This window comes from Mycolicibacterium llatzerense (assembly GCF_025331195.1).
Lineage (GTDB): Bacteria > Actinomycetota > Actinomycetes > Mycobacteriales > Mycobacteriaceae > Mycobacterium > Mycobacterium llatzerense.
Window position 1 is genome coordinate 161,872 of sequence record NZ_LXOV01000016.1, and the last position, 25,679, is coordinate 187,550.

Genomic DNA, 25,679 nt, shown 5'->3' on the forward strand with positions numbered 1-25,679 from the left:
CACATGCGCAGACGGTGGACTTGTGGCTTGCTCGCCGCGGCGGTGGTGAGTGTGCCGGCGGTGTTCGCGCCGGTGTCGCATGCCGATGCGACCGCGTATCTGATCGGTGTGACCGTGCGGCCGGGCTACAACTTTCCGAATACCGATGCGGCGCTGGGCTATGGCTACGGCATCTGCGACAAGGTGGCGGCCGGTCAGCCGTTCGCCCAGGTGATGGGCGACGTACGAGGCGATTTCGACACCGACGATGACTACCAGGCGTCGTACCTCATTTCTCAGGCCGTCAACGAACTGTGCCCCGCGCAGATCTGGCAGCTGCGCAAGTCTGCGGCGCACTACCAATCCCCGCCCGGTGTTCATCCCTGATGCAAAGGAATCCAACATGAGCCGTCGGCCGCTGGTGTTGTCTGTGTTGGCTGTCGTGCCCCTGAGCGCCGTGCTCTGCATGCCGCTCGCGCACGCCGACAACGGGAACACCCTCATTCCGAACAACAAGCGGCTCAACGACTCCGTCGTGTCGAACGTCTACACCGTGCAGCACCAGGCCGGGTGCACCAACGACATCGCCGTGAACCCGCAGCTGCAGCAAGCCGCCGAGTGGCAGGCCAAGGACATGATGGCGAACCGGAACCTGGACGGCGACATCGGTTCTGACGGATCCACGCCGCAGATGCGTGCCGAGCAGGCGGGGTACCGCGGAGGGCCGGTGGCGCAGACCGTGGCCATGAACCCGGCGATCGCGATCAGCGGCGTCGAGCTGATCAACCAGTGGTACTACGACCCCGCTATCAAGGCGATCATGGCCAACTGCGCGAACAACCAGATGGGGGTGTGGTCCGAGAACAGCCTGGACCGCACCGTCGTCGTCGCCGTCTACGGTCAGCTGCCCGAGCCGCCGCACCGCTCGGAAAAGGAGGGTGGCGGCAATAACGGCTTCGACCCGAGCCCCGACTACGACGGCAGCGACGAGATCGAGCACTTCTTCACCTGGTTCCCCTGGATCCTCCGCGGGGTGAACCCGCCTCCGGCATATCCGGCGAACTAGGCCGTTCGGCGTGTCGGCTCTCCTGCGACACATTCGATCTGGAGGCGTCAACTTTCCTTGACGTCAAGGAAAGTTGACGGCTCCGGGCGAGAGTTGTGTAGAGAGACAGCCTGTCAATCGGCCGCGAGGCCGCGGAACCGGCTGTGCAGGGCCTGCTTGGTGACGCCAAGAACCCGCGCCACTTCGGCCCAACTCCAGCCGGCCGTCCGGGCTTGCGTGATGGCCTCGTCGTAGCGCACTTTCGCGGCGGCCAGCCCGTCCCGGGCTTCGGCCAAGGCGCGCAAGCTGTTTCCGCTGTAGAAATCGGCCAACACCGGATCGGGTTCCGGCTCGCGCTCCTCGAACAGGTCCTCGTCAGGCAAGTCGAGGTCGAGGCCGTTGAGGGCTCGGTGGGCGCCGTCCTCGCCCAGCAAGTCCACCAGTGCCCGACGGCCCAACTCTCGCATGTACGGATCATCAGATGGCCCACCCATGTCTGTCCCTCCCCGGCATTTCGGGAAGTATGCGCTGTGGCACCGACAACGTCGGAGGGCCGAGGACGTGTCTCCAGGACATGTCGTCGCGCGCTAGATCTCCTTCGTCGCGCTAGAAACTCAGTTGCGCACGTGCAGCTTCTCGCCATGAGGCCCGAAGATCGCGATCGCCTCGACGGGGCCGTCGACGGTGCCGAACCAGTGCGGTGTCCAGGTCGAGAACTCCACGGCCTCACCGGGTTTGATGGTGAAGTCGCGATCGCCCAGCAGCAGCCGCAGGTGCCCGGACAGCACGTACAGCCATTCCTGGCCGTCGTGTACCGGCAGCTCGGCTGGTGGCGTCCGACGCCGGGTGCTCACGCGGATCTTGAACGTATGCAGACCGCCGGCCGGGCCGCCGCGGGTCAACGGCCAGTAGGTGATCCCGTCGCGGCTGTGTGACGCCCCACGGACCCGCGGGTCCTCGGCCTCGGGGGCGCGCATCAGTTCGTCGGTGCTGATCGACAGCGCCGCGGCGAGCCGGGGCAGGTGGTCGAGCGCGAATCGGCGCTTGCCCGACTCCAGGCGGCTCAACGTGGAGACGTCGATATCGGCCGCGCGCGCAACGTCTTCCAGCGTCATGCCGCGTTGGATGCGCAGCTCCCGCAACCGGCGCCGGACCCGCGCTTCGATGTCGTCGTCCTCAGGGTTTGCCTGCATGGCAAATTAGCTTGGCATTTTCGGCACCACCCGGCAAGGTCGGTGTCATGAACAACGAATGGGAATGCGCCATCGTCGGTGGCGGGGCGGCGGGACTGAGCGCCGCATTGGTGCTCGGCCGCGCGCGCCGCCGCACGCTGGTCATCGACGCCGGTCAGCAGAGCAACCGCGCGGCACACGGCATCGGGGGACTGCTGGGCCACGACGGGCGGCCGCCGGCCGACCTGTACGCCGACGGACGCCGCGAACTCGCCGAGTATCCGTCCGTGCAGGTCATCGGCGGTCAGGTCACCGGCGCCACCGCCCATGATGGCCCCATGTTCCGGCTGGAACTCGCCGACGGCTCCGTGCACCACGCGCAGCGGATCCTGCTGGCCGGCGGCATGCACTACGAGACCACCGACATCCCAGGATTGGACGAACACTGGGGCCGCTCGGTCTTCCACTGCCCGTTCTGCCACGGCTGGGAAGCGCGCGACCAGGCGTTGGCTGTCCTCGCCGACGGGGACCGGGCAGTGCACATGGCGCTGATGCTGCGGGGCTGGACCGACGACATCGTTGTCGTGACCAACGGTCCCTCCGGTCTGGACGACGACCAACACCGCGCGCTGACCGAAGTCGGTGTGCGGGTTGACGAGCGCAAGATCATCGAATTCGCCTCGCGCGATGGCGCATTGGCGTCCGTGGTGTTCGCCGACGGTGACGAGTTGAAGCGCCAGGGCGTGCTGGTGGCCAGCGCGCTGCGGCAGCGCACCGACCTGGCGGCGCAACTCGGCGTGCGGATCGCGCCGCCCGGCCCGGCTGTCGTCGACGCGGTGATGGTCGACCAGATCAACCGCACCTCGGTTCCCGGCGTCTTCGCCGCGGGCGACGTCTGCGCGCAGATGCCCCAGGTGGCGTCGGCCATCGCCGCCGGTTCCGCAGCCGCCGCGACCATCGTGCAGAGTCTGCTGCACGACCAGTTCGGCCTACCCGTCATGCCCTGGCCCGTCTTCGATCAGCAGGAGGATTGATATGTCCGCGACTGAAACACCGCAGGAACACTGGGAAGGCCGGTACGCCGAGAAGCCGCAGATGTGGAGCGGACGGGTCAACGCCCATCTCGCGACGATCGCCGGCGGCTTGACCCCGGGTCGCGCTCTCGACCTGGGATGCGGCGAAGGCGCCGACGCGATCTGGCTGGCCACCGCGGGCTGGCAGGTGGTGGCGGTCGACATCGCCACCAATGCCCTCGATCGGGCCCGCGCCGCGGCCGTGGACAGGGGAGTGGCCGAGCGCATCGACTTCCAGCACCACGATCTGTCCCACAGTTTCCCGGCGGGCAGCTTCGATCTGGTGTCGGCGCAGTTCCTGCATTCCACGGTTCATCTGGAGCGCCGGCAAATACTGCAGCAGGCGTCAGCTGCCGTCGCGCCGGGCGGCACACTGCTGATCGTCGACCATGGAGAGGCGCCGCCCTGGGCCTCGAAACACATCCATGACCACCACTTTCAGTCCGCGGACGAGGTCGTCGCCGAGCTCGGTCTGGCGGACGAAGGCTGGCAGACCGAACACGTCGGTACGCTGGAACGCGAGGCAATCAGTCCTGCTGGCGAATCCGCCGTTTTGCGGGACAATCTGATTGTCCTGCGCCGCACGCCCTGATCGGAGGTCACCTGGTGGTCAAGCACCGGCTCGACATCCGGCTGGTTGCCGAGTCGATGCTGCTGGTGACCGCCTGCCTGTGCCTGCTGCTCGGTGGACTCCAGGCGGTTCAACTGATCAACGATGCCATGGGCAACTCATTGGCCACCTCCGGTGACTGGTCGCTGGGACCGGCTGCCGCACTACTGGTGTACGGACCGCGGCAAGTGTGGTCCGAGTGGGCCATCACGGTGCCGGTGATCGTGGTCCTCGGCATCGGCCTGGCCCTCGCCCGGACGCGTCGCGACGGGCCGCGATGGCTGAAACAGGTGCTCTTGGCGTACGGCGCGATCGTCGTCCTGGACTCGCTGGTCGCGGCGCTCTGACCAGCTGATATGGTATCGGCGCGGACGAGTTGGCCGGGCGGCCGCGGGACCGAGAGGTTTCGAGGAAAGTCCGGACTTCACAGAGCAGGGTGATTGCTAACGGCAATCCGAGGTGACTCGCGGGACAGTGCCACAGAAAACAGACCGCCGTCGCAAGACGGTAAGGGTGAAACGGTGCGGTAAGAGCGCACCAGCATTCCGGGTGACCGGAATGGCTAGGTAAACCCCACCCGAAGCAAGGCCAAGAAGGCCGCAACCTGGTTGCGGTTGCGCAGGTGCCCGAGGGCTGCTCGCCCGAGCCTGCGGGTAGGCCGCTCGAGGTACCCGGCGACGGTGTACCCAGATGGATGGTCGCCGCCTCGCCACCAGTGATGGTGGCGGGGAACAGAATCCGGCTTAGAGGCCAGCTCGTCCGCCCCGCTACCTCTTCACCTTGCGCATCGCGCGGGCCAGCGCCTTGAGCGAGGCGTCCAATTGCAGCCGGGCGTACTCGGCGACCTCCGCCTCCTGCTGGTGCAGGATGCCGTACGTGAAGGTGTCCTCGCCCGCGGTGTGGGCGGCCTCGGCCTGCTGGACCAGATGTCCGCGGCTGACGTAACTGTCCTGATGATCGCCCAGCAGCGTCTGGATGTCCTTGGCGCAGTCGACCACCTTCGACTCGCCCATGGCGGCGGCGGTGTAGCGAAGACGCTTGGCGCCCTTGCGAATCCGGTGCAGCGCCTCCTCACTGTCCTCGGCGCCAGCAGCCTCCGCGGCCTCGGCCCGCCGCACCGACTTGCGGACCCGGCGGTAGGCGCCGGTGACCGTCACCGGCTGCGCGTCCTCGTCGGCGGCGGCCGGCTGGGTGTTGTCGACGACGATCGCGTCGAGTGCGTCGAGCAGCCGGAAGTACCGCTCCGAGCGCATGGCCGTGAGCGACCGCCGCAGCCCGGACTGGTAGCGCCGCTGCGAACCGTCGACCAGCCGCTCGTGCACCTGCCCGCGAACCAGCTCCGGTGCGAGTCCCTTCAACGCTTCTTCGTACCGCTGAGCGAGCACCTCGGCGTCACGCGCCGTGCCCAGAATCCCGGCCAGCAGCTTCAGCTCCTCGAGCACCCACTCGCGGTCGCCCAGATCGCCCGTCTCCTGCAGCAGGCTGCGGATCTTGCGGATGGTGACCCGCATCTGGTGCACCGAATCGAAGGTGTCGGCACGCACGGCGCGATCCCAGTCGATCAGTTCGGACACGTGCGCCGCGATGGCGCGGTGCACCTTGTCCGTCGGCTCGGGGGATGGCTCCGGTGCGTCCTCGCCCCGGGCCGCCGCGAGGACCTTGGCCAGCTTCGACCCGTGCCCGGCCGGTTCCGCGCCCGCGTCGAAGAGCCGGTTGGCCAGCCGGTCGAGCAGCTCGGCAGCCGAGTCAGCGCCCTCTGAGCCGGCACCGACCAGTTCCAGCTCCCACTCGCGCCAGTTCTGCAGCGAGTCGCCCGCCGTGGCGGTCACCCGGTCGTCGCAGAACTCGGCCAGCTCGGTGTCGTCGGGCGCGTGCAGCATGGAGACGGTGCGCTCGGTTTCGATCCGCGCGACGGGCTGCAGCGAGCGGTCGCGAACGATGGCCAACACGATGTCGCGCAGTTCCTCGGGCACGCTCTCGCGCGCTGCGGTGATCGGCAGCCGGACCTCGGTGCGCGCGTCGGCACCGGCGGGCAGCTTCAGGTGCCAGCCCGCGTCGGTGCCACCAGTGCGGCGGCGCAGGGTGATCTTGTGTGCCGCCAGATCGTGGTTCGGGGTGTCGAAGTACACCGCGTCCAGGTGCGCGACGGGCAGCTGCTCGACCCGGCTGACGGCGGACAAGCCGTCGAACGACGGGGATACCGTGCTGTCGACCACCGCGAACTTGCGTTCAATCTCGGTGTGGCGGGACGGTTTACGCTTGCCAGCGGCCATGTTCACCTTCGTTTGCGACCCGGGACGGGCAGTACCAACGCTGCCATTAGCGTGCCACATCGCAGTGCGCGACCGGCTGCCGATAACGTCTTGACCCGTGACCGAATTCGAGACACTGAAGTTCGCCCAGTCCGGCGCCGTCGTGAATATCGTGCTCGACCGGCCCGATGCGGCCAACGGCATGAACGACGTCCTCACCCGCGACCTGGCGGTGGCCGCTGCGCTGTGCGATACGCCCACGGTGAAGGTCGTCACCCTGACCGGTGGTGGCCGGTTCTTCTGCGCCGGCGGCGACCTCAAGGCGATGGCTGCCGCCGATGACCCAGGTGTGTTCGTGAAGGGCATGGCCGACGATCTGCATCGCGCCATGTCCACCTTCGCCCGGATGAATGCCGTGCTGATCACCGCCGTCAACGGCGTCGCTGCCGGCGCGGGCTTCCCGCTGGGTGTCTCCGGTGATCTGGTGCTGGCCGCCGAGTCCGCGTCGTTCACCATGGCGTACACCAAGGCCGGTCTGAGCCCGGACGGCGGATCGTCGTACGTGCTGCCGCGGCTGATCGGCCTGCGACGCACCCAGGAACTGATGATCACCAACCGTGTGCTCACCGCGGCCGAGGCCGCCGACTGGGGCCTGGTCACGCGCGTCGTGCCGGACGCCGAGCTGCCCATCGCGCTGGACGCCCTGGCGGCCGAGGTCGCCACGCAGGCCGGTGGTTCGAACGCCGCGGTCAAGCAGCTGCTGCTGACCACCTGGGGCGCCGACTACGAGACCCAGCTCGAGCGCGAAGGCCGGCTCATCGCCAAGTGTGCGTCGTCGGCCGACGGCAAAGAGGGCGTCGGCGCCTTCGTCGGCAAGCGCAAGCCGGAATTCGGCTAGCGGTTTACTCGCGAGCAGACACAAAACGGTCCCTTTTCACGCGAAAAGGGACCGTTTTGTGTCTGCTGGGCAGAGAGAACTAGTAGGAGTGTTCCTCGGCGGGGAACACGCTCGAGGCCACCTCGGCGGCGTATTGCCGTGCGGCGCGGCCCAATTCGGCCCCGACATCACCGAAGCGCTTGACGAACTTGGCCGTCTTGCCGCTCGTCATGCCGGCCATGTCCTGCCACACCAGCACCTGCGCGTCGCAGTTGGCGCCGGCGCCGATGCCGACGGTCGGGATGGTCAGCTTGCCGGTGATCTGGGTGGCCAGCTCGGCCGGCACCATCTCGAGCACCACGGCGATCGCACCGGCCTCGGCCACCGCGATGGCGTCGTGGATGGTCTGGTCACCGGCATCGCCACGGCCCTGGACGCGGAAACCGCCCAGCCCGTTGACGCTCTGCGGGGTGAAGCCGATGTGGGCCACGACGGGGACGCCGGCCTGGGTCAGTGCGGCGATCTGCTCGACCATCCGCTCACCGCCCTCCAGCTTGACCGCGTGGGCACCGGTTTCCTTCATGAAGCGGGTCGCCGTGGCGAGCGCCTGCTGCGGGCCGGCCTCGTAGCTGCCGAACGGCAGGTCGGCGACCACCAGCGCGTGCGGGGCACCCTTGACGACCGCGCGGGCCAGGGGGATCAGCTCGTCGATGGTGATGGGCAGCGTGGTGTCGTAGCCGTAGACCACGTTGGCCGCGGAATCGCCGACCAGCAGTACCGGAATCTCGGCGTCATCGAAAATGCGGGCGGAGGAGTAGTCGTAGGCCGTGAGCATCGCCCACTTGTGGCCTTCGGCCTTCCATTTCGCCAGGTGGTGAGTGCGGACCTTGGTGCGCGGGGTCGTACAGACAGACTCCGGGGCAGCGCCGTAAAGCTGATCAGACATCGTCGTCCTCAAATGTGTTGGTCGGTTCGAACCTCGAGGCCCAAATCGGGTCCCCGGGACGTATGACGGGGTCAAGTCTGCCACCACCAGACCCCGAAGGTGAACGACACGTGAAGTGGAATGCCTCACACTGGGACGATTTTGTCCTCCTCAGGTGCGGAGCAGGACCGCCGCCTACGATCACGCCCATGCCCGGATACCAACGGCTCAGCGGCCTCGACGCCAGCTTCCTCTATCTGGAAACGGCGGTTCAGCCCCTGCACGTGTGCTCCGTGCTGGAACTGGATGCCGCGACCATTCCGGGTGGCTACACGTTCGACAAGATGCGGCAGATGCTTGGCGAGCGCATCGCGGCCATGCCCGAGTTCCGCGAGAAGCTGGCGGACTCGCCGCTGAACCTCGACCACCCCGTATGGGTGGAGGACCCGGATTTCGACATCGACCGGCACCTGCACCGGATCGGGCTGCCCGCCCCGGGCGGCCGTACCGAGCTCGCCGAGATCTGCGGGCACATCGCGGCACTGCAACTCGACCGCAGCCGCCCGCTGTGGGAGATGTGGGTGATCGAGAACATCGCAGGCACCGACGCTCACAACGGCGGCCGGCTGGCCGTCATGGTCAAGATGCACCACGCGGGCATCGACGGCGTCACCGGCGCCAACCTGATGTCGCAACTGTGCACCCTCGAACCTGACGCACCGGCGCCCGAGCCCGTCGCGGGCAGCGGCACCGCCTCCGAACTCGAGATCGCCGTCGGCGGCGCGGTCAAGTACTTCAGCCGCCCGCTCAAGCTGGCCAATGTGCTGCCCTCGACGGCGACCAGCGTCATCGACACCGTCCGCCGCGCCGCCAAGGGCCTGACCATGGCGGCGCCGTTCGCCGCGCCGAAAACCGCGTTCAACGTCAACGTCACCGGGCACCGCAACGTGGCGTTCGCCCAGCTGGACCTCGAGGACATCAAGACCGTCAAGAACCACTTTCATGTCAAGGTCAACGACGTGGTGCTGGCGTTGGTGTCCGGCGCGCTGCGGCGCTACCTGCTGGAGCAGGACGCGCTGCCGGAGTCCACCCTGGTGGCCATGTGCCCGGTGTCGGTGCACGGGAAATCCGACCGCCCCGGCCGCAACCAGGTATCCGGCATGTTCTCCAAACTGGAGACCACCATCGAGGACCCGGCCGAGCGGCTGCGCGCCATCGCCGACTCGAGCACAGTTGCCAAACAACACAGTTCGGCGATCAGTGCGACGCTGCTGCAGGACTGGTCGCAGTTCGCCGCACCGTCGGTGTTCGGCGCGGCGATGCGGGTGCTCGCGGTGACCAAACTGGCCGAGGCCAAGCCGGTGCACAACCTCGTCGTCTCGAACGTGCCCGGTCCGCAGGATCCGCTGTACATGCTGGGCGCCGAGGTCAAGGCGATGTACCCGCTGGGCCCGCTGTTCCACGGCTCCGGGTTGAACATCACCGTGATGTCCCTCAACGGCACGCTCGACGTCGGCCTGATCTCGTGCCCGGAGCTGGTTCCGGACCTGTGGGCCATGGCCGACGAATTCGCCACCGAGTTGGACGAGCTGGTTGCTGCCGCCACCGTATGACGGCGCGCGGCAACGCCCTCATCAGGTCAGACCTGGGCACATGGCACCATGGTCGACCATGAACCTCAGACGGGGGAGTCTCGCCTGCGCATCGGGACTGGCAATGGTCCTGGTGCTCGCGACGGGCTGCAGCACGGTGATCGACGGACGCGCCATCCGCGCGGTGCCGAAGCCTGGCGCGCCCCTGCAGTGGTCGCCGTGCCAGACCACGTCCCCGGACTCGCAGTCGCGCATTCCCAAGGGGGCCGAGTGCGCGATGCTGTCGGTGCCCGTCGACTACAGCAAGCCCGACGGCGACGTCGCGCAGCTGGCGTTGCTGCGGATCAAGGCGACCGGCGACAAGATCGGTTCCCTGGTGATCAACCCCGGCGGTCCGGGGGAGTCGGGCGTCAGCGCGGCAGTGTCGTTGCTCAACAACATTCCCGACTCGGTGCGGCAGCGCTTCGACCTCGTCGGCTTCGACCCCCGCGGCGTCGGGTCCTCCAAGCCCGCGGTGTGGTGCAACTCCGATGCCGACAATGACCGGCAGCGCGCCGACCCACAGGTCGACTACTCGCCGGCCGGTGTCGCACACATCGAATCCGAGACGAAGGCGTTCGTGCAGCGCTGCGTCGACAAGATGGGCAAGGACTTCCTGGAGAACGTCGGAACCGCCAACGTCGCCAAGGATTTGGATGCCATCCGGGCCGCGCTCGGCGACGACAAGCTGACCTACCTGGGTTACTCGTACGGCACCCGCATCGGCGCCCAGTACGCCGAGGACTACCCGGACAAGGTCCGCTCGATGATCCTCGACGGCGCCGTCGACCCCAACGCCGATCCGATCGAAGCCGACATCAACCAGGCCGCCGCGTTCCAGACCGCGTTCAACAACTACGCCGCCGACTGCGCGACCAGCCCGGACTGCCCGCTGGGCACCGACCCGGCCAAGGTCAACGACGTCTACCACAGCCTGGTCGACCCGCTGGTCCAAAAGCCCGCTGCCACAAAGGATCCGCGTGGTCTGAGCTACAGCGACGCGTTGGTCGGCACCATCCTGCCGCTCTACTCGCCGGCCATGTGGAAGGACCTCACCGCTGGCCTCACCGAGCTCAAGGAAGGCCACGGCGACATCATGCTGCGGCTCGCCGACGCCTACATGGGCCGCGATTCCGATGGCCACTACGACAACTCGACCGACGCCCGGGTGGCGGTCAACTGCGTCGACGAGCCGCCGATCACCGACCGCGCCAAGGTCATCGCGGAGGACAAGCGCACCCGCGAGGTGGCGCCCTTCATGAGCTACGGCCAGTTCACCGGCGACGCCCCACTGGGCACCTGCGCGTTCTGGCCGGTGCCCCCGACGTCGAAGCCGCACGAGATTTCGGTCAAGGACCTGGCCGCGCCGCTGGTGGTGTCGACGATCCACGACCCGGCCACGCCATACAAAGCCGGCGTGGACCTGGCCAAGGAACTCGGTGGCAGTCTGCTGACGTTCGACGGCACCCAGCACACCGTGGTGTTCCAGGGCAACAGCTGTGTCGACGACCATGCCAGCAGCTATCTTGTCAACGGGACGCTGCCCGACGCCGGCGCGAAATGCTGAGTCGCGAAATGCCCAGTCTCGAAATGCCGAGTGCCGTCGCAAGATAACTGTTTGGTCACCGTCTGATTGCCGGGTTGTCTCCCTCCCCGGCCAGGCTTCGACTCGGCTGTGCGCCGTGCGACCATGTTTGCCATGTTGCGGGCGGGCAGTCGAGGACGACGGTGTGCGGTAGGGGTCGTCGGATTGCTGGTGGCCATCAGCGCCGCACCGGGATCGGTCGCGCACGCGGCCCCCGAATCCCTGCAGTCCTACTACGAACAGGCGCCGGCCTGGAGTGGTTGCGAGCCGTTCATCGGTGACACCACGGACCTGCCGACGGCGCGGTGCGCCAACATCAGCGTCCCCATCGATTACGCGGATCCGCAAGGGCCGCAAGCGAAGCTGGCTGTCATCCGGGTCCCGGCCTCGGGTCAACGACTGGGCGTCCTGCTGGTCAATCCCGGCGGTCCGGGTGCGTCGGCGGTCAACACCGTCGCGGGCATGGGCGCCGTCCTGGCCGATACCGAGATCGGCCGCAGCTTCGATCTGGTCGGCTTCGATCCGCGCGGCGTGGGGCATTCGACGCCGCAACTGCGGTGCCGCAGCGACGCCGAATTCGATGCCAATCGCCGGGATCCGATGGTCGATTACAGCCCGGCCGGGGTGGCGCACATCGAAGCCGTCAGCCGCCGCACGGCGCAGGACTGCCTGCAGCAGATGGGCAGCAGCTTCCTCGCCAACGTCGGAACCGCTTCGGCGGCAAGGGATATGGACGTGGTCCGGGCCGCGCTCGGAGAGCCGCAGATCAACTATCTGGGCTTCTCGTACGGCACCGAGCTGGGTTCGGCGTACGCCGAACGGTTCCCGGACCGGGTGCGGGCCATGGTGCTCGACGGCGCCGTCGACCCCAACGCGGACCCGGTCACCGAGAACCTGCTCCAATTGGCCGGATTCCAAACGGCTTTCAACGACTATGCGGCGGACTGCGCGCAGGCGCCCGGCTGCCCGCTGGGCACCGACCCGACGCAGTTCGTGGCGCGGTACCAGCAGCTGGTCAATCCGCTCGCCGTGCGCCCGGGTTTGACGTCCGATCCGCGTGGCCTGAGCTACTCCGACGCGATCACCGGCACCATCAACGCGCTCTACACGAAGAAGTACTGGAAGTTCCTGACCAGCGGGCTGCTCGGCCTGCAGCGCGGCGGCGACGCCGGCGACCTGCTGCTGCTGGCCGACGATTATCAGCACCGTGATCAGAACGGTCACTACGCGCCGCTGCAGGACGCGTTCACCGCGATCCGGTGCGTCGACGCGCCGTTCCCGACCGATCCCGCGACGTGGGCGGCAGCCGACCAACGGGCGCGCCAGCTGGCACCGTTCATGAGCTACGGCCAATTCACCGGCTACGCGCCGCGCGACGTGTGCACCATGTGGCCGGTGCCCGCGACGTCCCGTCCGCACGCGCCGGCGTCGCCCGGTCCGGGCAAGGTCATCGTCGTATCCACCACGCATGACCCGGCCACGCCGTACCAGGCCGGCGTGAACCTGGCGCGCGAACTCGACGCCTCGCTGATCAGTTACGAGGGCACCCAGCACACCGTGGTGTTCAACGGCGACCGGTGCGTCGACACGGCCGTGGTGGCGTTCCTGACCCAGTCGGTGCTGCCGGCGGCGGGATTGCGGTGCTGACCACAGCGTCTCACCGGTGATACATGCCGAACAGAGTCCACTTGGTAACACGGATTTAACAGCCGCTGCCTACGCTGCGGACATGGATCGCCAGAAGGAATTCGTGCTGCGCACGCTGGAGGAACGCGACATCCGTTTTGTCCGGCTGTGGTTCACGGACGTGCTCGGATACCTCAAGTCCGTGGCGATCGCGCCGGCCGAGCTGGAAGGCGCCTTCGAGGAGGGCATCGGCTTCGACGGATCCGCGATCGAGGGCTTTGCCCGCGTCTCGGAAGCCGACATGGTGGCGCGTCCTGATCCGTCCACTTTCCAGGTGCTGCCGTGGACCACCAAGAGCGCCGGCAAGCACTACTCGGCCCGCATGTTCTGCGACATCACCATGCCCGACGGTTCGCCGTCCTGGGCGGATTCGCGTCATGTGCTGCGTCGTCAGCTGTCCAAGGCCGGCGATCTGGGCTTCTCCTGCTACGTGCACCCGGAGATCGAGTTCTTCCTGCTGCAGCCCGGCCCCAACGACGGCTCGGTGCCGGTGCCGGCCGACAACAGCGGCTACTTCGACCAGGCCGTGCACGACTCGGCGCCCAACTTCCGCCGGCACGCCATCGACGCGCTGGAGTCCATGGGCATCTCGGTGGAGTTCAGCCACCACGAGGGCGCACCCGGCCAGCAGGAGATCGACCTGCGCTACGCCGACGCCCTGTCGATGGCCGACAACGTCATGACCTTCCGCTACCTGGTCAAGGAAGTCGCGCTCAACGAAGGCGTGCGCGCCACGTTCATGCCCAAGCCGTTCAGCCAGTACCCCGGCTCGGCGATGCACACCCACATGAGCCTGTTCGAGGGTGAGACCAACGCCTTCCACAGCGCCGAGGATCCGCTGCAGCTGTCGGACGTCGCCAAGTCCTTCATCGCCGGCATCCTGACGCACGCCAGCGAGATCAGCGCCGTCACCAACCAGTGGGTGAACTCCTACAAGCGGCTGGTGCACGGCGGCGAGGCCCCGACCGCGGCCTCGTGGGGTGCGGCCAACCGCTCGGCGCTGGTCCGAGTTCCGATGTACACGCCGCGCAAGGCTTCGTCGCGCCGCATCGAGGTGCGCAGCCCCGACTCGGCATGCAACCCGTACCTGGCCTTCGCGGTGCTGCTGGCCGCCGGCCTGCGCGGCATCGAGAAGGGCTACGAGCTCGGGCCGCAGGCCGAGGACAACGTCTGGAACCTGACGCCCGAGGAACGTCGCGCGATGGGCTACAAGGAACTGCCCGGCAGCTTGGGTGTGGCGCTGGCGGAGATGGAGAAGTCCGAGCTCGTCGCCGAGGCGTTGGGAGAGCACGTCTTCGACTACTTCCTGCGCAACAAGCGCGCGGAGTGGGAGTCCTACCGCAGCCACGTGACACCGTTCGAACTCAAGGAATACCTGTCGCTGTAACGGCATGACAGTGCGCTAACGTCGGGTTGTGCCCAACCCCTCGACGCAGCGCCCCACGCAGCCCAGCGTCGGCCGGCTCGGGTTGGTGGCGCCGACAGCCCGGGCGGACCTGGATCGGCTCGGCTGGAACACCGACGCACACGTGGCGTTGTTGTGGTCGCTGTCGCGCGCCCCGGACGCCGACAGCGCGCTGCGCGCCATGGTGCGCATTGCCGACGCCCTCGAAGCCGATTGGGCCGAGCTCAGCGCACTGCTGGTGACCGACACGTCCCTGCGGGGCCGGCTGTTCGCAGTGCTGGGGTCATCGCTGGCCCTGGGCGATCACCTGGTGGCTCACCCCCTTTCGTGGCGCCTGCTGCACGGCGACGTCACGCTCCCGTCCCGCGCCGAACTGCTGGACGACTTCGAGCGGCTGGCGGCCGAAATCGCCGGTAGCGCAGGGGCTTCGCACGTGCTGCAGACCTACTACCGCGACCGGATCCTGGTGCTCGCAGCGCTGGATGTCGCGCCCACGGTCGAGAACGAACCGGTGCTGCCGTACGTCACCGTGGGGGAGCACCTGTCCGACCTCGCGGACGCGGCGCTCGGTGCGGCGCTGGTCGTCGCCACCCGGACCGTGTGCGGCGACGATCCGGGTCCGCGGCTCGCCGTCATCGCGATGGGCAAATGCGGTGCGCGCGAACTGAATTACGTCAGCGACGTCGACGTCATCTTCGTGGCCGAGGCGGCCGACTCGATGACCACCCGGGTGGCCGGCGAGATGATGCGGTTCGCCGGCGAGACGTTCTTCGAGGTCGACGCGGCGCTGCGGCCCGAGGGCAAAGCCGGTCAGCTGGTCCGCACCCTGGAGTCGCATGTCGCCTACTACCAGCGGTGGGCGAAAACCTGGGAATTCCAGGCACTTTTGAAGGCCAGGGCCGCGGTGGGCGACCCGGAGCTGGGTGAGCAGTACATCGACGCGCTGATGCCGATGGTCTGGACCGCTTGTGACCGTGAGGATTTCGTGCCCGACGTGCAGGCCATGCGCCGGCGCGTCGAGGAGCTGGTGCCCGCCGGGGTGCGTACGCGGGAACTGAAACTGGGCAAGGGCGGCCTGCGGGACGTCGAGTTCGCGGTCCAGCTGCTGCAACTGGTGCACGGCCGCAACGACGATTCGCTGCACGTCGCCTCGACCGTCGACGCGTTGGCGGCACTCGGCTCCGGCGGTTACATCGGCCGCGACGACACCGCGAATCTCACTGCGTCCTATGAGTTTTTGCGGCTGCTGGAGCACCGGCTGCAACTGCAGCGGCTCAAGCGCACCCACCTGTTGCCCGAGGAGGGTGACGACGAGGCGTGGCGCTGGCTGGCACGGGCGGCGCACATCCGGCCCGACGGACAGCACGACGCACTCGGGGTCCTGCGCGAGGACCTGAGGCGGCAGAACACGCGGGTGTCCCGTCTGCACGCGAAGCTCTTCTATCAGCCACTGCTGGAAGTGGGCAACCAGTTCGGCCCGGGGCTGACCACCGCTGCGGCCGAAAGGCAGTTGGCCGCACTCGGTTACGAAGGACCGCAGAGCGCACTGACCCACCTGGCCGCGCTGACCAGTTCCAGTGGCCGCCGCGGCACCGTGCAGCAGGTGCTGCTGCCGACGCTGCTGGACTGGCTGTCGGACACCCCGGACCCGGACGCGGGCCTGCTGGCGTACCGGCGCATCAGTGAGGAACTGGGGGACCAGCGCTGGTTCCTGTCCACGCTGCGCGACGAGGGCGCCGTCGCCAAGCGGCTGATGCGGGTGCTCGGCACGTCGGCCTATGTGCCCGATCTGCTGCTGCGGGCGCCGGAGGTCATCCGGCAATACGCCGACGGTCCGCAAGGTCCGAAACTGCTTGACGTGGAACCGGATGCGGTGTTCCGGGCGCTGGTCGCCTCGGCCGGCCGGCACGCAGACCCCGCCCGGGCCATCGCCGCGGCGCGCACCCTGCGCCGCCGGGAACTGGCGCGGGTCGCCTCGGCTGACCTGCTGGGCCTGCTCCCGGTGGTCGATGTCTGCCGGGCGCTGACCTCGGTGTGGGTGGCGGTGCTGCAGGCCGCGCTGGAAGTGGTGATCCGCGCGAACTCGAGCACCGACGGTCCGTTGGCGCGCATCGCCGTCATCGGGATGGGTCGGCTCGGCGGTGGCGAACTGGGCTACGGGTCCGACGCGGACGTGATGTTCGTGTGTGAACCCACGGAGGGCGCGGGCGCAGCGGACGAGTCCGCGGCGGTCCGTTGGGCAATCGGGGTGGCCGAACAGGTGCGGACCTTGTTGGGGCAGCCCAGTAGCGATCCACCGCTCGAGGTTGACGCGGGATTGCGCCCGGAAGGCCGAAATGGCTCTCTGGTACGGACTTTGGCGTCGTACGAGCAGTACTACGCGCAGTGGGCGCAGCCGTGGGAGATTCAGGCCCTGCTGCGGGCGCACCGGGTGGCCGGGGATCTGGAACTCGGCGAGCGTTTCCTGCTGATGGTCGACCGCACGCGGTACCCGGCCGATGGTGTGTCGGCGGATACGGTGCGCGAAATCCGCCGGATCAAGGCCCGGGTCGACGCCGAGCGGCTGCCCCGCGGCGCGGACCCGAACACCCACACCAAGTTGGGCCGCGGTGGCCTGGCCGACGTGGAGTGGACCGTGCAGCTGCTCCAATTGCGTTACGCGCACAAGGTTCCCACGCTGCACAACACCTCGACGCTGGAAGCGCTCGATGCCATCGAGGCGGCTCAGCTGATCGAGGGCGACGAAGCGGACACACTGCGCCAGGCCTGGCTGACCGCCACCCGCGCGCGCAACGCGCTGGTGCTGGTGCGCGGCAAGCCCACCGATCAGTTGCCCGGGCCGGGCCGTCAGCTCAACGCCGTCGCGGTGGCCGCCGGGTGGCCGAGCGGCGACGGCAGCGAATTCCTGGACAACTACCTGCGGGTGACTCGTCGTGCCAAGACCGTGGTGCGCAAGGTGTTTGGGGAGTAGGCAGCGTGAGTGAGTTTGCGTTCGACACGATCAGTGACGAGGAGTACCAGCACCAGTTGGCGGTGTACCGGCCGTTCACCGAGGCGATCCGCCGGTTGATCGACGCCGGAATCCACACCGGAGTGGACGCCGCCACCATCGCCGAAGCGCAGGCCGCCATCGAATCCGTGACCACCACGCTGCGGCAGGTGGAACGCCCCAACGCGTGGACGGTGCGCCACGAGGTCGACGGCCGTCCGCTGGCGTACGCGAATCCCGCTGTGGGCATGCGCAATGCGATCGCCCCGCCGATGGAGATCACGCACGAGGGCGGCCCCGACTACAAGGCATGGGCGGAATTCGAATTGGGCCTGCCCTACGAAGGCCCACCCGGTCTGGTGCACGGCGGCATCTGCGCATTGGTGCTGGACCAACTGCTCGGCGAGACTGCCAGCGCCCAGTTCACCAAGCCGCACTTCACCGGCACCATCACCTTGCGTTATCTGCGCGGGACGCCGCTGGGCCGCGTGCGGACCGAGGCCTGGATCGACCGTACCGACGGCATCAAGACCTTCGCCCGCGGAACCCTTTCCGACTCAGCCGGGATCACCGTCGAGGCCGACGGCATCTTCATCCGGCCGTCCTGGGCGCGCGAGTGAAGTTCTACGTCAGCCTGGCCTTCCTGGATGTCGGTGAGCTGGTCGAGATCGCCCGGGCCGCTGACGAACTCGGCTACGACGGCATCGCGATCCCGGACCATGTGGTGAACCTGGAGACGTTGAGCACGCCGTACCCGTACACGCCGGACGGGCAGCGGCGCTGGCAGCCGTTCACGCACTGGCCGGACCCGTGGGTGCTGGTCGGTGCGCTGGCGCAGGTGACGAGCCGGGTGAAATTCGTGACGACGGTGTACATCCCCGGCATGCGCGACCCGTTCTCGGTGGCGAAATCGGTCGGGACGGCGGCCTGTCTGTCGGGCGGCCGGGTGGAATTCGGTGTCGGCGTAGGCTGGTGCGCCGACGAATTCGCCTTGATGGGGCAGGCTTTCGAGCGCCGCGGCAAGCGCACCGACGAGATGCTGGAGTTGATCCGGCAGCTGTGGCAGCCGGGGTGGACGTCGTTCGACGGCGAGTTCTACCAGGTGCCGCGGCTGGAAATGGAGCCGACGCCGCCGCGGGTGCCCATCTACGTCGGCGGACTCAGCGAGATCGCGCTGCGCCGCGCGGCGCGCAACGACGGCTGGATCGGCGACCTGATCACCACTGACCAGGCCATCACCGCGGCGACGCGGGTGCGCGAGATACGAGTCGAAAACGGTTTGCCGCTCGAGGGTTTCGAGATCCTGACGCCGCTGGCCGACGCCTACCTACCGGAGCATTTCGCGCGCGCCGAGCAGGCCGGCATCACCGGCAACATCACGATGCCGTGGATGTTCTACAGCGGTCCGTCGGCCACACTGGCCGAGAAGATCGACGGACTCAAGCGCTTTCGCGCGGACCTGGGCCTCTAGCTAGCGTTTGCGTAGCGCGTCCAGGCCGATGGCACCACCGCCGGTGAACACCAGCAGGAACAGCGAGAAGCAGTAGAGCACGGCGGGCTCACCGCCGTTTGCGATGGGCAGCAGACCTTGCGGCTGGTGAGCCATGAAGTAGGCGAAAGCCATCTCGCCGGAACCGATGAACGCGGCGATGCGGGTGGCCAGGCCGGTGACGAGCAAGACGCCGACGATCAGCTCGATCGCGCCGGCATACCAGCCCGGGAAACTGCCGAATGCCGGTGCGGCAACGCCGGGATTGGTGTCGACAGGCCACTTGAACAACGTGGTGACACCGTGCACCGTGAACAGGAAACCGATGACGATCCGGAAAACGGACAGTACGAGTGGGGCGACAGCGTCGAGCCGGGATTCGATGTCAGTCTGAGCCATTGCTCGATCCTAGGGGGCGTCGAGCAACGGCGTAGACCTGAGTCAGCCTTTGCGGCGCATCGAATCCAGCGCGTACGCGCCCCCGCCGATGAACACCAGCAGGAAGAACGCGAAGCAGTAGAGCACCGCGAGCTCGCCGCCGTTCTCGATGGGCAGCAGGCCCTGGGGCTGGTGCTGGGTGAAGTAGGCGAAGGCCATTTCGCCCGAGGCGACGAAGGCGGCGATCCGGGTGAACAGACCCGTCAGGATCAATAGACCGACGACGAACTCGATGAGACCGCCGTACCAGAACGGCCAGGTGCCGACCGGGACCGCGGCGCCGACGAGCTCACCGGCCTTGTTGGGCATGCCGACCGGCCAGGCGAAGAGTTTCTGCGCGCCGTGGATCGTCAGGAGGAACCCCATGACGACGCGGAACAAGCTGATGACAGCGGGGGACTGTGCGGTGAGCCGGGCGTCCAGTTGAGTCGTCATGAACCGACGGTACGACTGGGCAAGCGGCCGCTTCCGACGTTCGGTGGCGGCGTTATCGGACCGTCATCGGGTTGGTGCCTGGCGTGAATTCTGATCCCGCGCTATATTCAACCAATAGGTATAGAACTAACTGGTTGAATAGGAGCGGTGATGGCAACGGATCAGCTGAGCCGGACCTTCGCCGCGCTGGCGGACCCGACCCGCCGGAGCATGCTCGCGCTGCTGGCTGATCGGGAACGAACCGTCGGCGAATTGGTCGAGCCGTTCGACATGACCTTCGCCGCGGTGTCCAAGCACCTGCGGGTGCTCGAGGCGGCAGGGCTGGTGCACAGAGGTCGCAGCGCGCAGTACCGGCCGGCCACGCTGAACCCGGAACCCCTTGCGGCAGTGTCGAAATGGGTTGCCGAGTACGAGAAGTTCTGGACCGCAAACCTGGACTCGATGGGGGAGTTGCTCGCCCGTCTGCAGTCCGAAGACAGTCACAAATCCGAAGACCATGACAAAGGAGAAGACGCATGACCGATTCGGTGACCCTCGTTCGGACCTTCGATGCACCCCAGGAACTGGTGTACTCGATGTTCGTCACACCCGAGTACTTCGCGACCTGGTTCGGCACCGACCAGGTCGACGTACCGATGGACACCTTCGAGATGGAAGCGCGGGTCGGAGGCCAATGGCGCGCCGTCATGCACCTGCCCGACGGCACGCTCAAGCACTGGGTCGGGAGCTTCCTCGAACTCGACCCGCCGAACCGGGTGGTCTTCGACCTGACCGATGAACCCGACAACCCGGAACGCATGCCGGTGACGGTGACGCTGCGACCCGTCGACGGCGGCACTGAGCTGACCCTGGTCCAGCAGACACCGGGCTGGCCCGCCGAGGGCCGTGCCGCACTCGAGCACGGCTACAACGCGTTCCTCGATTCCATGGGCCGGTTGCTGCAGCGATTGCCCGCCTGATTCCTGGCGACCGGACGCAAGACTGCCCCCTTGGAAAAAGGGGGCAGTCTTGCGTCCGTTGGTACCTCGATGATTACCCGAGCGCGGCCCGGCCGTAGTTGTCTGCGTAGGCGTTCGCGACGCCGGGCAGGATCTCGACGACGGCGAAATACCGGTCCCACAGCGGTGTTTCGCGAAGCTCTTCGACGGCCAGTTCGTACTGGTGCGGGTCGGCGGCCTCGAGCACCCACACGTCGGTGACCCGGGCGGTGTAGAACTCGGTGTCAACCCACTTGAAGGTGACCGCCTGATGGCGGTCGAGGATCGGCTGCAGATGCAGCGCGAGTTCGTCGAACCGTTTGGCGACCGGGAAACCGAGCCACTCGGGATTTGTCTTGACCAACATGAAAACCGTGAACATGGGCGAACCTCGTTCTCTCGCTTGTGAATAGGAGTGGAGAGAAACGAAAAAGGCCAACGAATCTCTCCGTTGACCTATGAGGTTGTCAGCACCGCGAGCAGTGACGCTTGCGATAGTTAGGTTACCCTAACTCGGCGCAGATGCAAAACTGCCCCTCTCCCGGAGGAGAGGGGCAGTTTTTTTGTGCTCGCGACTCAGCAGTCGTAGTAGAGCGAGAACTCGTACGGGTGAGGGCGAATCTGCACCGGCAGGATTTCGTTCTCCCGCTTGTACGAGATCCAGGTCTCGATCAGGTCCTCGGTGAACACGCCACCCTCGGTGAGGTAGTCGTGGTCGGCCTCGAGGCGGTCGATGACGGCAGCCAGCGAGGTCGGGGCCTGCGGGATGCTGGCGGCCTCGTCCGGCGGCAGCTCGTAGAGATCCTTGTCGATCGGGGCCATGGGCTCGATCTTCTTCTTGATGCCGTCGATACCGGCCATGAGCATCGCCGAGAAGGCCAGGTACGGGTTACCCGAGCTGTCCGGGCAACGGAACTCGAGGCGCTTGGCCTTCGGGTTGTTGCCGGTGATCGGGATACGCACACATGCCGAGCGGTTGCGCTGGCTGTACACCAGGTTGATCGGGGCCTCGTAGCCCGGCACCAGACGCTTGTAGGAGTTCACCGTCGGATTGGTGAACGCCAGCAGCGACGGGGCGTGGTGCAGGATGCCGCCGATGTAGTGGCGCGCCATGTCGGACAAGCCCGCGTAGCCGGACTCGTCGTGGAACAGCGGCTTGCCGTCCTTCCACAGCGACTGGTGGGCGTGCATGCCCGAGCCGTTGTCACCGAACAACGGCTTCGGCATGAAGGTGACGGTCTTGTTGTTCGCCCACGCGGTGTTCTTGATGATGTACTTGAACAGCAGCACGTCATCGGCCGCAGCCAGCAGCGTGTCGAACTTGTAGTTGATCTCGGCCTGGCCGGCGGTGCCGACCTCGTGGTGGCCGCGCTCCAGGGTGAACCCGGAGTTGATCAGGTTGGTCGACATCTCGTCGCGCAGGTCGACGTAGTGGTCGTACGGCGCGACGGGGAAGTAGCCACCCTTGGGGCGGACCTTGTAGCCGCGGTTGGGGGAGCCGTCGGCCTCGAAGGGCTCGCCGCTGTTCCACCAGCCCGACTCGGAGTCGACCTCGTAGAAGGTGCCGTTCATCTTGGAGTCGAACGCCACCGAGTCGAAGATGTAGAACTCGGCCTCGGCACCGAAGTAACAGGTGTCGGCGATGCCGGTGCTGGCCAGGTAGTTCTCGGCCTTGCGTGCGACGTTGCGTGGGTCACGGGAGTAGGCCTCACGCGTGAACGGGTCGTGCACGAAGAAGTTCATGTTCAGCGTCTTGGCGGCCCGGAACGGGTCGATGCGCGCGGTGTTGGCGTCCGGCAGCAGCATCATGTCGGACTCGTGGATCGACTGGAAGCCACGGACCGATGAACCGTCGAAGGCCAGGCCGTCTTCGAAAACGCTCTCGTCGAACGCCGAAGCCGGGATCGAGAAGTGCTGGACAACACCAGGCAAATCGCAGAAACGAATGTCCACGTACTCGACGTTCTCGTCCTTGATCAGCTTGAAGATGTCGTCAGACGTCTTTTCTGCCACGTAAGTGATCTCCTTTACTGGTGTTACCCGCGGTTGAACCTAGGGACACGATGTTGCACGCCAATCAACCGTATGTTTCGCGGACGTTACGCGATCCCATGTTGGTGAATCGCGGACCACCCACCGCACGGTTCGGTTGGACGAGTGTGCACGCCTATCCTGACAGCATGTCCGGTGCAGATGGATTTCGGCTCGGTTCGTGGCTGTCCGGGCCCGAATCTGAGCGCCCCGTTGATGAGTCTTCGTACCCGGGTAAAGCCCTCGGTCTGCCGGAAACGGGCTCGCGATCGTTGGCCCGGATGGGACGCCGCACCGTGGCCCTGCTCGTCGACTGGCTGATCGGCTACGGGCTGGCCGGGCTCGCCATGGCCTTCGGTCTGCTGTCGGTGTCCACGCTGTCCACGGCCGTGCTCGTGGTGTGGCTCGTGCTCGGCATCGTGTCGCTGTCGCTGTTCGGATTCACGCCCGGTCAGCTGGCCCTCGGCCTCATGGTGGTGCCGCTCGACGACGCCCCGCGCGTCGGCGTCACCCGGGCCGTGGTGCGCGGGGTAATGGTCGCCCTGGCCGTGCCGGCACTGCTGACCGACGCCGACGGCCGCGGCCTGCAGGACCGGCTGACGAACACCGCCGTCCTGCGCCGCTGACCCGTCGACCTGTGCACGAAAATCCGCGGTCGCCGCGGAAAATCGTGCACAAATCGCTGGGTTTACTTGCGACGGGCGGTGCGCTGCATGCCCTTCATCTTCGCGCCGGCAGGCAGCGGGCCCTTGGGTAGACCGCCGGGACCCAGCTTGGAACCCAGGGCGGCCAGGCGGGACTCCAGCGCATCCATCTGCTTGGCGGTGATGTTGGCGGGCAGCTTGGTCAGGTGCCGTTCCAGCTTGGACAGCGGCACCTGGTCCTCTTCGTTGCCGACGACGACGGTGTAGATCGGCACTTCGCCGATCAGCCGTGCGGTGCGCTTCTTCTCCTGCGCCAGAAGCGGTTTCAGGCGCTGCGGCGATCCCTCGCCGACGAAGATCACACCCGGCCGGCCGACCACGCGGTGCACGGCATCGAAGCTGCCGGTGGCGGCGACGGCCTGCGTGACCCGCCACTGGCCACGCATGTTGTCCAGCGCCCAGGCCGCCGCGCCGGTCTGGCCGTCAGCCTTGCTGTAGACCGACTTCTGCGCCCGCCGGCCGAAGATGATGAACGCGATCAGCCCGCCGAGCAGCACACCCAGGATGGGCAGCGTGATCCAGCTCAAGATGCCGCCGGAGTACGCGGCCATCGCGACGGCGAGCGCCACGATCAGGACGAACGCACCGATCATGTACGGCAGCAGCCGCTTGTCCTCTTTGCGCTGAATCTGGAACGCCTGCCAGAGCTGGGCGCGGCGTGCCTTGGAGGCGGCCTTGCGGGCAGCCTTCGCCTCGGCCTTCGCAGCCTTCACAGCGGCAGCATTGGTGGTCTTTGCCATGCCACCAGGATAGGTTCAGGAAACCGGTGGCCGTAATCGGGCAGCTTGGGCGTACAGCTTTCCGGCCCGGTACGACGAACGGACCAGCGGTCCGGCGAGCACTCCGGCGAAGCCCAGACCCTCCGCGAACTGCTGGTGCTCGACGAATTCCTCCGGCCGCACCCAGCGCTCGACCGGATGATGCCGCGGCGACGGGCGCAGGTACTGGGTGATGGTGACGATGTCGCAGCCCGCGTCGTACAGGTCCTGCAGCGCCATCCGGATCTCCTCGGGCGTCTCACCCATGCCGAGGATCAGGTTGCTCTTTGTCACCAGGCCGTAGTCGCGGGCCGCGGTGATCACGCCGAGGCTGCGCTCGTAACGGAACGCCGGGCGGATGCGCTTGAAGATGCGGGGCACGGTTTCGACGTTGTGCGCGAACACTTCTGGGCGCGAGTCGAAGACCTCTTCGAGCAGCGCGGGCACGCCGTTGAAGTCGGGGGCGAGCAGCTCGACGCCGGTGTTCGGGTTCAGCGCGTGGATCTGGCGGACCGTCTCGGCGTACAGCCAGGCGCCGCCGTCGGGCAGGTCGTCGCGCGCCACCCCGGTGATCGTGGAGTAGCGCAGGCCCATGGTCTGGACACTCTCGGCGACCCGGCGGGGTTCGTCACGGTCCAGGTCGGCGGGCTTGCCGGTGTCGATCTGGCAGAAGTCGCAGCGGCGGGTGCACTGCTCGCCGCCGATCAGGAAGGTGGCCTCGCGGTCTTCCCAGCACTCGTAGATGTTGGGGCAGCCCGCCTCTTCGCAGACGGTGTGCAGACCCTCGCGTTTGACCAGGCTCTTGAGGTCCTTGTACTCGGGGCCCATCTTGAGCTTGGTCTTGATCCACGGCGGCTTGCGCTCGATCGGCGTCTCCGCGTTGCGGACCTCCAGGCGGAGCAGCTTGCGGTTACCGGGATCGACGCTCATGGTGACGATATTAGTGCGGTACGGGGTGCGTCGACGGCCGCCCCGAGTGCCGAGCACACCGCGGAGGCCACCCGGTCGATGACGTCCTCGGGCGTGATCTCGCGGCCCAGCTCCTTCGTCAGCGACGTGACGCCGGCGTCGGCGATGCCGCACGGGACGATGCCGCCGAACGCGCCCAGGTCGCAGTTGCAGTTGAGGGAGAAGCCGTGCAGCGTCGTGCCGCGGGCGACCCGGATGCCGATGGCGGCGATCTTGCGCTCGGGCCGTAGTCCGTCGGCGGCCAGCCACACGCCGGACCGCCCGTCCACCCGGATGGTCTGCAGGCCGAGCTCGGCGCACACCGACATCAGCGCATCTTCAAGCAGCCGAACGAATTTCACCACGTCGAGCGGCTGGGCCAGGCCGATGATCGGATAGCCCACCAGCTGCCCGGGGCCGTGCCAGGTGATCTTGCCGCCGCGGTCGGTGTCGATGACGGGGGTGCCGTCGGTCGGGCGCTCGTGCGGTTCGGTGCGACGGCCGGCGGTGTAGACGGCCGGGTGCTCGAGCAGCAGCAGGGTGTCGTTGCCACGCTCGTCGGAGCGGGCGGTTGCAAGCTCGCGCTGCAGCTCCCAGGCGTCGTTGTAATCGATGGTGCCCAGGCGGCGCACGTCGATCGGGCCACCGACAGATCGGATCGTCACCGAAC

At 67.3% G+C, this 25,679-nt stretch carries 27 protein-coding genes and 1 other RNA gene; 17 read left to right on the top strand and 11 right to left on the bottom strand.

Annotated elements, in window-relative coordinates:
- The first annotated feature begins 3 nt into the window (after nucleotides 1-3).
- The gene (locus A7G45_RS25530; RefSeq protein ID WP_260941120.1) at nucleotides 4-366 is read left to right on the top strand and encodes a DUF732 domain-containing protein; all 363 of its coding nucleotides are present in this window, start codon (nucleotides 4-6) and stop codon (nucleotides 364-366) included.
- 16 nt (nucleotides 367-382) lie between these two features.
- Nucleotides 383-1,045 carry a CAP domain-containing protein gene (locus A7G45_RS25535; RefSeq protein ID WP_377042117.1) on the top strand — a complete coding sequence of 221 codons (663 nt, stop codon included), beginning with the start codon at nucleotides 383-385 and terminating at the stop codon, nucleotides 1,043-1,045.
- A gap of 113 nt (nucleotides 1,046-1,158) precedes the next feature.
- On the opposite strand, the gene A7G45_RS25540 is transcribed toward A7G45_RS25535, so the two are convergent.
- Both A7G45_RS25540 and A7G45_RS25545 read right to left on the bottom strand, forming a co-directional pair.
- The gene (locus A7G45_RS25540; protein ID WP_260941121.1) at nucleotides 1,159-1,518 is read right to left on the bottom strand and encodes a hypothetical protein; all 360 of its coding nucleotides are present in this window, start codon (nucleotides 1,516-1,518) and stop codon (nucleotides 1,159-1,161) included.
- Nucleotides 1,519-1,638: 120 nt separating this feature from the next.
- Nucleotides 1,639-2,217 carry a helix-turn-helix domain-containing protein gene (locus tag A7G45_RS25545; protein WP_260941122.1) on the bottom strand — a complete coding sequence of 193 codons (579 nt, stop codon included), beginning with the start codon at nucleotides 2,215-2,217 and terminating at the stop codon, nucleotides 1,639-1,641.
- Between the two features lie 47 nt (nucleotides 2,218-2,264).
- Between A7G45_RS25545 and A7G45_RS25550 the strand changes: the two genes are divergently transcribed.
- The 4 genes from A7G45_RS25550 to rnpB all read left to right on the top strand — a co-directional run bounded on the left by A7G45_RS25550 (nucleotide 2,265) and on the right by rnpB (nucleotide 4,641).
- The gene (locus A7G45_RS25550) at nucleotides 2,265-3,230 is read left to right on the top strand and encodes an NAD(P)/FAD-dependent oxidoreductase (protein WP_260941123.1); all 966 of its coding nucleotides are present in this window, start codon (nucleotides 2,265-2,267) and stop codon (nucleotides 3,228-3,230) included.
- A 1-nt stretch (nucleotide 3,231) separates the two neighbouring features.
- Complete coding sequence (locus tag A7G45_RS25555; RefSeq protein WP_260941124.1) at nucleotides 3,232-3,861, top strand: class I SAM-dependent methyltransferase; 630 nt, start codon at nucleotides 3,232-3,234, stop codon at nucleotides 3,859-3,861.
- Nucleotides 3,862-3,875: 14 nt separating this feature from the next.
- Nucleotides 3,876-4,226 (top strand): hypothetical protein, encoded by a 351-nt coding sequence (locus A7G45_RS25560; RefSeq protein ID WP_260941126.1) that lies wholly within the window; start codon nucleotides 3,876-3,878, stop codon nucleotides 4,224-4,226.
- A 25-nt stretch (nucleotides 4,227-4,251) separates the two neighbouring features.
- Nucleotides 4,252-4,641, top strand: an RNA gene (gene rnpB, locus A7G45_RS25565) — RNase P RNA component class A.
- Nucleotides 4,642-4,646: 5 nt separating this feature from the next.
- Here rnpB and A7G45_RS25570 read toward each other — a convergent pair.
- Entirely contained in the window at nucleotides 4,647-6,152 is a 1,506-nt protein-coding gene (locus tag A7G45_RS25570; RefSeq protein WP_260941127.1) for a CYTH and CHAD domain-containing protein, read from the bottom strand.
- Between the two features lie 97 nt (nucleotides 6,153-6,249).
- On the opposite strand from A7G45_RS25570, the gene A7G45_RS25575 reads away from it, so the two are divergent.
- Nucleotides 6,250-7,029, top strand: coding sequence for an enoyl-CoA hydratase/isomerase family protein (locus tag A7G45_RS25575; RefSeq protein ID WP_260941128.1), 780 nt, complete (start codon nucleotides 6,250-6,252; stop codon nucleotides 7,027-7,029).
- 79 nt (nucleotides 7,030-7,108) lie between these two features.
- On the opposite strand, the gene panB is transcribed toward A7G45_RS25575, so the two are convergent.
- Nucleotides 7,109-7,954 carry a 3-methyl-2-oxobutanoate hydroxymethyltransferase gene (gene panB / locus A7G45_RS25580; protein ID WP_260941129.1) on the bottom strand — a complete coding sequence of 282 codons (846 nt, stop codon included), beginning with the start codon at nucleotides 7,952-7,954 and terminating at the stop codon, nucleotides 7,109-7,111.
- A 188-nt stretch (nucleotides 7,955-8,142) separates the two neighbouring features.
- Here panB and A7G45_RS25585 point away from each other — a divergent pair, with 188 nt between their 5' ends.
- The 7 genes from A7G45_RS25585 (at nucleotide 8,143) to A7G45_RS25615 (ending at nucleotide 18,700) form a co-directional block, all read left to right on the top strand.
- On the top strand, nucleotides 8,143-9,546 hold the full coding sequence (locus A7G45_RS25585; RefSeq protein WP_260941130.1) for a WS/DGAT/MGAT family O-acyltransferase: 1,404 nt from the start codon (nucleotides 8,143-8,145) through the stop codon (nucleotides 9,544-9,546).
- Between the two features lie 58 nt (nucleotides 9,547-9,604).
- On the top strand, nucleotides 9,605-11,131 hold the full coding sequence (locus A7G45_RS25590; RefSeq protein WP_260941131.1) for an alpha/beta hydrolase: 1,527 nt from the start codon (nucleotides 9,605-9,607) through the stop codon (nucleotides 11,129-11,131).
- Between the two features lie 123 nt (nucleotides 11,132-11,254).
- Entirely contained in the window at nucleotides 11,255-12,796 is a 1,542-nt protein-coding gene (locus A7G45_RS25595; RefSeq protein WP_260941132.1) for an alpha/beta hydrolase, read from the top strand.
- Nucleotides 12,797-12,878: 82 nt separating this feature from the next.
- Nucleotides 12,879-14,222, top strand: a complete 1,344-nt coding sequence (gene glnA / locus A7G45_RS25600) for a type I glutamate--ammonia ligase (protein WP_260941133.1) — start codon at nucleotides 12,879-12,881, stop codon at nucleotides 14,220-14,222.
- Nucleotides 14,223-14,250: 28 nt separating this feature from the next.
- Complete coding sequence (locus A7G45_RS25605; protein ID WP_260941134.1) at nucleotides 14,251-17,211, top strand: bifunctional [glutamine synthetase] adenylyltransferase/[glutamine synthetase]-adenylyl-L-tyrosine phosphorylase; 2,961 nt, start codon at nucleotides 14,251-14,253, stop codon at nucleotides 17,209-17,211.
- Nucleotides 17,212-17,216: 5 nt separating this feature from the next.
- Nucleotides 17,217-17,849, top strand: a complete 633-nt coding sequence (locus A7G45_RS25610) for a PaaI family thioesterase (RefSeq protein WP_260941136.1) — start codon at nucleotides 17,217-17,219, stop codon at nucleotides 17,847-17,849.
- Complete coding sequence (locus A7G45_RS25615) at nucleotides 17,846-18,700, top strand: TIGR03619 family F420-dependent LLM class oxidoreductase (RefSeq protein ID WP_260941138.1); 855 nt, start codon at nucleotides 17,846-17,848, stop codon at nucleotides 18,698-18,700. The genes A7G45_RS25610 and A7G45_RS25615 overlap by 4 nt, the downstream gene beginning before the upstream one ends.
- On the opposite strand, the gene A7G45_RS25620 is transcribed toward A7G45_RS25615, so the two are convergent.
- Together A7G45_RS25620 and A7G45_RS25625 are read right to left on the bottom strand one after the other, a co-directional pair.
- The gene (locus A7G45_RS25620; protein ID WP_043399687.1) at nucleotides 18,701-19,117 is read right to left on the bottom strand and encodes a DoxX family protein; all 417 of its coding nucleotides are present in this window, start codon (nucleotides 19,115-19,117) and stop codon (nucleotides 18,701-18,703) included. It abuts the gene before it with no gap.
- A gap of 42 nt (nucleotides 19,118-19,159) precedes the next feature.
- Nucleotides 19,160-19,591 carry a DoxX family protein gene (locus A7G45_RS25625; protein ID WP_260941142.1) on the bottom strand — a complete coding sequence of 144 codons (432 nt, stop codon included), beginning with the start codon at nucleotides 19,589-19,591 and terminating at the stop codon, nucleotides 19,160-19,162.
- Nucleotides 19,592-19,741: 150 nt separating this feature from the next.
- Here A7G45_RS25625 and A7G45_RS25630 point away from each other — a divergent pair, with 150 nt between their 5' ends.
- Together A7G45_RS25630 and A7G45_RS25635 are read left to right on the top strand one after the other, a co-directional pair.
- Nucleotides 19,742-20,110 (top strand): ArsR/SmtB family transcription factor, encoded by a 369-nt coding sequence (locus A7G45_RS25630; protein ID WP_260941144.1) that lies wholly within the window; start codon nucleotides 19,742-19,744, stop codon nucleotides 20,108-20,110.
- A complete protein-coding gene (locus A7G45_RS25635; RefSeq protein WP_260941146.1) occupies nucleotides 20,107-20,550 on the top strand; it encodes an SRPBCC family protein in 444 nt (147 codons plus the stop codon). Before A7G45_RS25630 ends, A7G45_RS25635 begins: the two co-directional genes overlap by 4 nt.
- 73 nt (nucleotides 20,551-20,623) lie before the next feature.
- On the opposite strand, the gene A7G45_RS25640 is transcribed toward A7G45_RS25635, so the two are convergent.
- Nucleotides 20,624-20,950, bottom strand: a complete 327-nt coding sequence (locus A7G45_RS25640; protein WP_260941148.1) for a darcynin family protein — start codon at nucleotides 20,948-20,950, stop codon at nucleotides 20,624-20,626.
- 194 nt (nucleotides 20,951-21,144) lie between these two features.
- Entirely contained in the window at nucleotides 21,145-22,581 is a 1,437-nt protein-coding gene (gene glnA, locus A7G45_RS25645; protein WP_043399683.1) for a type I glutamate--ammonia ligase, read from the bottom strand.
- Nucleotides 22,582-22,748: 167 nt separating this feature from the next.
- On the opposite strand from glnA (A7G45_RS25645), the gene A7G45_RS25650 reads away from it, so the two are divergent.
- A complete protein-coding gene (locus A7G45_RS25650; RefSeq protein WP_260941150.1) occupies nucleotides 22,749-23,225 on the top strand; it encodes an RDD family protein in 477 nt (158 codons plus the stop codon).
- 62 nt (nucleotides 23,226-23,287) lie between these two features.
- Here A7G45_RS25650 and A7G45_RS25655 read toward each other — a convergent pair whose 3' ends face one another.
- Genes A7G45_RS25655 through lipB form a run of 3 tightly spaced genes read right to left on the bottom strand, consistent with a single transcriptional unit; the run spans nucleotide 23,288 to nucleotide 25,674 of the window.
- Nucleotides 23,288-24,043: a DUF4191 domain-containing protein gene (locus tag A7G45_RS25655; RefSeq protein ID WP_260941152.1), complete on the bottom strand. Its 756-nt coding sequence runs from the start codon at nucleotides 24,041-24,043 to the stop codon at nucleotides 23,288-23,290.
- Between the two features lie 15 nt (nucleotides 24,044-24,058).
- Nucleotides 24,059-24,991, bottom strand: coding sequence for a lipoyl synthase (lipA, locus tag A7G45_RS25660; RefSeq protein ID WP_133763015.1), 933 nt, complete (start codon nucleotides 24,989-24,991; stop codon nucleotides 24,059-24,061).
- On the bottom strand, nucleotides 24,988-25,674 hold the full coding sequence (lipB, locus tag A7G45_RS25665; RefSeq protein WP_260941154.1) for a lipoyl(octanoyl) transferase LipB: 687 nt from the start codon (nucleotides 25,672-25,674) through the stop codon (nucleotides 24,988-24,990). The genes lipA and lipB overlap by 4 nt, the downstream gene beginning before the upstream one ends.
- Nucleotides 25,675-25,679: the final 5 nt, after the last annotated feature.

What these genes read in the sequence shown, in the direction of transcription:
- A7G45_RS25530 (WP_260941120.1), top strand. Translation starts at nt 4, where the DNA reads ATGCGCAGACGGTGGACTTGTGGCTTGCTCGCCGCGGCGGTGGTGAGT.
- A7G45_RS25535 (WP_377042117.1), top strand. Translation starts at nt 383, where the DNA reads ATGAGCCGTCGGCCGCTGGTGTTGTCTGTGTTGGCTGTCGTGCCCCTG.
- A7G45_RS25540 (WP_260941121.1), bottom strand. Translation starts at nt 1,518, where the DNA reads ATGGGTGGGCCATCTGATGATCCGTACATGCGAGAGTTGGGCCGTCGG.
- A7G45_RS25545 (WP_260941122.1), bottom strand. Translation starts at nt 2,217, where the DNA reads ATGCAGGCAAACCCTGAGGACGACGACATCGAAGCGCGGGTCCGGCGC.
- A7G45_RS25550 (WP_260941123.1), top strand. Translation starts at nt 2,265, where the DNA reads ATGAACAACGAATGGGAATGCGCCATCGTCGGTGGCGGGGCGGCGGGA.
- A7G45_RS25555 (WP_260941124.1), top strand. Translation starts at nt 3,232, where the DNA reads ATGTCCGCGACTGAAACACCGCAGGAACACTGGGAAGGCCGGTACGCC.
- A7G45_RS25570 (WP_260941127.1), bottom strand. Translation starts at nt 6,152, where the DNA reads ATGGCCGCTGGCAAGCGTAAACCGTCCCGCCACACCGAGATTGAACGC.
- panB (WP_260941129.1), bottom strand. Translation starts at nt 7,954, where the DNA reads ATGTCTGATCAGCTTTACGGCGCTGCCCCGGAGTCTGTCTGTACGACC.
- A7G45_RS25585 (WP_260941130.1), top strand. Translation starts at nt 8,143, where the DNA reads ATGCCCGGATACCAACGGCTCAGCGGCCTCGACGCCAGCTTCCTCTAT.
- A7G45_RS25590 (WP_260941131.1), top strand. Translation starts at nt 9,605, where the DNA reads ATGAACCTCAGACGGGGGAGTCTCGCCTGCGCATCGGGACTGGCAATG.
- A7G45_RS25595 (WP_260941132.1), top strand. Translation starts at nt 11,255, where the DNA reads ATGTTTGCCATGTTGCGGGCGGGCAGTCGAGGACGACGGTGTGCGGTA.
- glnA (WP_260941133.1), top strand. Translation starts at nt 12,879, where the DNA reads ATGGATCGCCAGAAGGAATTCGTGCTGCGCACGCTGGAGGAACGCGAC.
- A7G45_RS25620 (WP_043399687.1), bottom strand. Translation starts at nt 19,117, where the DNA reads ATGGCTCAGACTGACATCGAATCCCGGCTCGACGCTGTCGCCCCACTC.
- A7G45_RS25625 (WP_260941142.1), bottom strand. Translation starts at nt 19,591, where the DNA reads ATGACGACTCAACTGGACGCCCGGCTCACCGCACAGTCCCCCGCTGTC.
- A7G45_RS25630 (WP_260941144.1), top strand. Translation starts at nt 19,742, where the DNA reads ATGGCAACGGATCAGCTGAGCCGGACCTTCGCCGCGCTGGCGGACCCG.
- A7G45_RS25635 (WP_260941146.1), top strand. Translation starts at nt 20,107, where the DNA reads ATGACCGATTCGGTGACCCTCGTTCGGACCTTCGATGCACCCCAGGAA.
- A7G45_RS25640 (WP_260941148.1), bottom strand. Translation starts at nt 20,950, where the DNA reads ATGTTCACGGTTTTCATGTTGGTCAAGACAAATCCCGAGTGGCTCGGT.
- A7G45_RS25650 (WP_260941150.1), top strand. Translation starts at nt 22,749, where the DNA reads ATGTCCGGTGCAGATGGATTTCGGCTCGGTTCGTGGCTGTCCGGGCCC.
- A7G45_RS25655 (WP_260941152.1), bottom strand. Translation starts at nt 24,043, where the DNA reads ATGGCAAAGACCACCAATGCTGCCGCTGTGAAGGCTGCGAAGGCCGAG.
- lipA (WP_133763015.1), bottom strand. Translation starts at nt 24,991, where the DNA reads ATGAGCGTCGATCCCGGTAACCGCAAGCTGCTCCGCCTGGAGGTCCGC.